General features: G+C 47.0%; 3 protein-coding genes. 1 reads left to right on the forward strand and 2 read right to left on the reverse strand.

Annotated elements, in window-relative coordinates; all coding sequences use genetic code 11:
* Together AC4E7D_RS10325 and AC4E7D_RS10330 are read right to left on the reverse strand one after the other, a co-directional pair.
* Positions 1–1,191, reverse strand: a 1,191-nt coding sequence (locus AC4E7D_RS10325) for a hypothetical protein (RefSeq protein ID WP_490173720.1), incomplete at its 3' end; no start/stop codon positions are given.
* A 2-nt stretch (positions 1,192–1,193) separates the two neighbouring features.
* Complete coding sequence (locus AC4E7D_RS10330; RefSeq protein ID WP_490173721.1) at positions 1,194–4,280, reverse strand: hypothetical protein; 3,087 nt, start codon at positions 4,278–4,280, stop codon at positions 1,194–1,196.
* Positions 4,281–4,486: 206 nt separating this feature from the next.
* On the opposite strand from AC4E7D_RS10330, the gene AC4E7D_RS10335 reads away from it, so the two are divergent.
* Positions 4,487–5,154: response regulator (locus AC4E7D_RS10335; RefSeq protein ID WP_490173722.1), on the forward strand; the 668-nt coding region annotated here is incomplete at its 3' end.

Consider the following 5,154-nt stretch of genomic DNA (forward strand, 5'->3'; position numbering starts at 1 on the left):
TATATTTCTGAGGATGCCCCCAATTTCGATGGCAATCTTATAAGTTCCGGCGGGAAACAATTCTGGCTCCAGAATCAATTGCCCCTTACCATTCCGTGTACTGGTCCTTAGCAGTTGGATATTCCCTTTTTCATCTTCAACTGCCACCCGTATGCCCAGCCCGTCAGGTACAAGCTGCTTCATAAAACTTCGGATAGGCCCGATGGAAATGATGCGTTGGTTTTCAGAAACCCCTAGCTCAAAATAAGGGAAAGCCGCCTTGAATTCCAGGGAGAGGGTGTTGCTTTGAGATATGCCGGCAATGTAGGCGCTTATTTTCCAGGTGTTCGGACGTTCAGAGTGTAAAAACTCCACATTGGCTACCCCGGAAAGGGTCTTGCCCATGGCGTATAATTTTTCTTCCCCCGAGGTGTTCACAACAAAATTTACGAGGGTACCATCACTAATGGTGTTCCCATACTGGTCCACAATTCTAGAGGTATTGATGGTGAGGAGTTGATGTCCGTCTGCATAGTCATGTACGCGTTCAAATTCAAGATCAAAATCCACGGAATTTCCGGGCCGCAGCTGTACACTAAGCTCCTTAGACTGACTTCCGTTGTGCTCAACGACGGCCAGCATTACCCCACTTTGGTTTGGGCTATAGAGGTTTTTCCATACCAGTCCGTTTTTAGTGTGTATCGTATCCGTTACTACTTTTTCTCCATTTTGCCTGGAAATCGTGAGGGGACTATCCTCTGGCAGGAGATTATCATACCTATCTGTAGGGAGGGCCACCAACATGGTATGGTCATTTCCACCAACCCGGATCGATTTTGGCCCCAGGTAGGTTTCAATCAGACCCTGGCGTTCAGGCACTGGATGGATATGAATGTTACCATTAGGGAGGGCACCTCCAGATTTGAGTAGTACCCATGACGTAACCCCGGCATTTTCGGTAAGTTCGGCCGGCCAGTCGTAATGCCATTCGTTTGCTACTTTCTTCCCAGGGAGCGTTGTATTCCCAATAGAGGAGGTAAGCAGAAGAGAAGGTATGCGGTCTTCGTTTGCCGGAAATTTAAGTAAGATCTGTTCCCCTGCACTATAGCTCATATGTTGTGGCTGTCCCAATGTTGCCTTATTTGGCTGAAACCCCTCTTTTTGGCCACAGCTCAGGAAAATCCCCAGGAATAGAAGAAGCAAGGTCCGCATAATCAATATGATTTAGCCGTATAGGGGTTAAGGTCGAAACGCAGGTATCGGTATCCGGTTCCGGGTACTTCCTGTAGGGCTTTTTGCGATAGGTCTGGATTCCGGTTGGGTAGGTACTTCTCAGACATTTCTTTATTCGGCATTCCATTGATATAGATACGGTCCATATTTTGGTCAATGAGCCGTAGGTTGTCCAGCTGTAATGGGGTATAAGTAAAGAAATTGGTTCTCTGAACCCGTACCCCATCTTTCAGGAATTGATGGTCTACCCATACTATTTCACCTTCCTGGTCATAATAAGAAACCAATAGTTGTGGTATGGTTACCTCCATGACCCCACTGTTGAACAGCAACCCCTCCAATTGGTTCTCCGTTTGCCGGAGTTCCTGTATACCAAGGCCCCGATACAGGTCACGGGTAGCCACGTTTCCCGCACATTGCAGGTTGAACTTTACAGGGACCTCCTCGAAGGCTACCGGGGTAAATTCATCCGGGTTGAATGTTTCTGGTCCTTTTTCGTCATTGCCTGACCAGGCAATCCCTTCAAAATAGATTTTAAATGGCGTGGTTTCCCTAGGCAGGAGTTTGTGTTTCATCTCATATTTGGCATTAAAGCTTGCCAGTGCCTCATCTGCTTCATTGTAAAGTGTTGCCTTGATCACCACATCTGCAGGGACGTCATCCAGATTTTGTAGTTCCCCGATAATTGCATATTGCCCCTCATAATGCACCAGTTTGGCTGATATCACCTCCAGGGCCGGCTGTTCTAAAACATCTTCGTGATAGGTTTGCTGGGTGGTTATCCTCCGCCTTCCCTGGTTGTAGAATTGGGTGGTGTTTTCACTGAACAACTGGTCAGGTGGAATCTCATTTTCCACAGCCTCAGGCACTAAAAACCATTCTCCATTCCGTTGTACCAGTTCGTGGGTATCCACCCTACTAACTTTTTCAAGCGGGGTGATCCATTGGGTAACCACTTCTGCAACGGCTCTATTTTTACCTTGTTCTTTGAACTTCAGTCCCAGGGAATCGAGTTTCGCATATGAACTCAGTAAGCCGTCTTTTACGGAAATCTCGAGCATATATTGTGCGAGGGTGACCCCGCTTTCCGGGTCTAAATAGGCATGTGCCTGTTCAAACTCCTTAAAATCTAGTGCATCGTAATAGGCGGTCAGCAGGTTCTCCGGGGAATACTGAGCCCGGTGATCGAGGTAAAAGTGGTAAATGCCATATGCTGTTACCCCCAGGATCAGGAAGGCCCATAGGTGCTGGGTAACGGATAGTTTATGGGAAAAATGGGTATAGCTTAAGCCGAATTTCTCGAACAGGGGTTGGCGATAGTTTACAGTCTTTAATGCTCTGTACCAGATAGGCTGTATATTAAGCATAAATGCAATGAAGACGGTTAGCAAGGGGATGGTTCCCCATAGTAATTTTAAAGGGAGTGCCACCTCGTCCTTAGGCAAAATACTGGAAAGGGGAGGGACATTTGACTTTTCCCAGACTTCTATCCCATTTTCAAGCCGCTGCAAGCGTTGCCAGCCACAGAAGTAGAGGATGGGGTCATAGAATTTATCATTGGAAAAGATATACTTAAGGTGATATTTTTCCGGTACGGTGAGGAATTGTTGCAATGATCCAATTCCTTCTACCCCTTTGAATTTTGAGTTTTCCAATCGTTCAATCGCACGCGTGGTGAGTTCCGGGAGCCTTCGGGCGGAATGATAATTCCCGTCTACGGTCAGGGCATTGGTCTGAGCAGAGAGCCAGGCCATCTGATCCCCAAATCCTAGCGTAAGGTAGCGCCATTGGTCATGTTGGTCCTGATTCAGGAAGTTGACCAGAGGAAGCATTTTTATTTTCGGGGGTTGCGCGGGTCTGAAATAGCCAAGGCTCATGGTAAATACCACCATGAACACCAGTGCAGCAAGTAAGGAACCCCCTATGATCTTTGGAAACACCGCCCCTAAGCGTTCCCTGAGATAGGTGTTATAATCCCCTTCGAGCAAGCGGTACATCAATTCCCCAAACAGCGGCAGGGCCATAATGGTTGCCCAGAGGGTAAAACGGTCCAGGGTGAGGATATTAAAGGCATTCTCTCCTAACAGGGCTTTTGGTATTGGGGTAGTACCCCCGGTCCCTAGCAGGGTCAACAGGGAAATAGAGAGCCCGAAAAATAAATAGCGCTGGCTGTAAAAGCGATAGAATAAATACGGCAAAAGCAATAATAAGACCCCCCAGGGAATCAGGAAAAAGACCAGGCCGGAAGAAGTCACCTCCAGGAAATTGTCTCGTGATCCATGTGGGATGGGTACCTGGGTGATGGGATTGTTTTTGGTATTGATCCAGTAGGGCAGGATACAGCCGATGATTAAAAACAAGGACCCCATACCAAACCCAACAATCCTGCCAAACAGTCTTCTGAAAGCACGGAAAAAAGATAGAAAGGTTACTTTCTTCAAGTCGCCCGTATCTGCACTGGCCCGATCCATAATGGCCATTCCAATAAGCGGAAAAATAAAGAAGACCATTCCGAAAATGGGCGTCACGTGGTGGGAGGTTACTGTAACGGCAATTAGGGACAGCGAGGTAAAGAAATACCTGTATTTGCCTGAAGAAAGCCAGAGATAGATCTCGGGCAGGGCATGCAACAAGACAGATAATCCTATGATACTCGGCAGTTGTCCAAAAAGGTGAAGGGTTTCAATAAAGGTAGAGGAAGCCACTGCCAGCAAAGCAGCATATCCGGCAATCCGTCGGTTGCCCAGGAGCATATGGCTAAACCGGTAGATCCCGGTAATGAACAACACAATACCCAGTAAGGCAACAGTATATAACCCAAATTTTAGACCTCCAATAAAGCTCAATACGGCTATGGACTGGTGCACAAGGGGAGGGTAAGACATAACCGTAAAGCCTGTGTACCAACGAAAATCCCAGGGTTCGAACCAATTTTCTGCATAATGATCCGCAAAAAATAAGTGGATGAGTGCATCATAGGTGGATTCCAGTGTAAAAAACAGGGCAGAACCATGAAAGACAAGTCCGGCAACAAGGGCCAAAATCAATATGGTGTTGGTGCGTTTCACTTGGGCGGCAGTGTAGGAAAATATAACAGAATAAAAGTAGATATATTGTAAAAATACCTTGTTATCAGTCGCCTACAGAAAGCTACCATTCGTCTACAGTAAAGGCTTGCTAATCAAGATGCACCCAAAGAAAGGTCCTGTTTGCCCTAGTTTTGGCCTCAAATCCGTGTGAAATGGTCACCGGATATAACCATAAAGCTTAACCTATGAAAATTCTGACAATTGATGATCAGCAACTGATTTTGCTGTCATTGGAAAAACGACTTACCGACCTCGGCTATGAGGTGCGGACCGCTTCGGGCGGACAGGAAGGCATTCGAATCTTTGATTCTTTTTGCCCCGATTTGGTACTGGTAGACATCAACATGCCAGGCATATCCGGACTGAAGGTCATCCAACACATCCGAAACGAGAAAAAATCCCAGGTTCCTATTTTGGTGATGTCCGGCAACACCCAGGACAAGGTAATTGTAGAAGGCTTCAAGCTTGGGATTACAGACTACCTCAAAAAGCCCATGAGCCTGGAGGAAATCCAGGTAAGGATTCAGCGGGTTGTAGGCGACCCCATCCAGAAACCGGAACAACACCTTGAGGAGCAAGACCAGGTGTTGCAGAAGTATTGTGTTGGGGTGGTGATTCCCTGTTACAATGAAGCGGACCGCTTGTTGGGGGCCGACTTTAAGGACTTTGTTGCAAAACATTTGGGATACCACCTATGTTTTGTCAATGATGGCAGTACAGACAACACCCTGGAAGTGCTACAGGAACTACAGCAAGGGAACGAGGAGGCAATTAGTGTATACAACTGTGAAAAGAATGGAGGAAAGGCCGAGGCAGTAAGGTTAGGAATTGCGCACTTGTCCCAGGATCCCCA

It is taken from the genome of Lentiprolixibacter sp. (genome assembly GCF_982873095.1).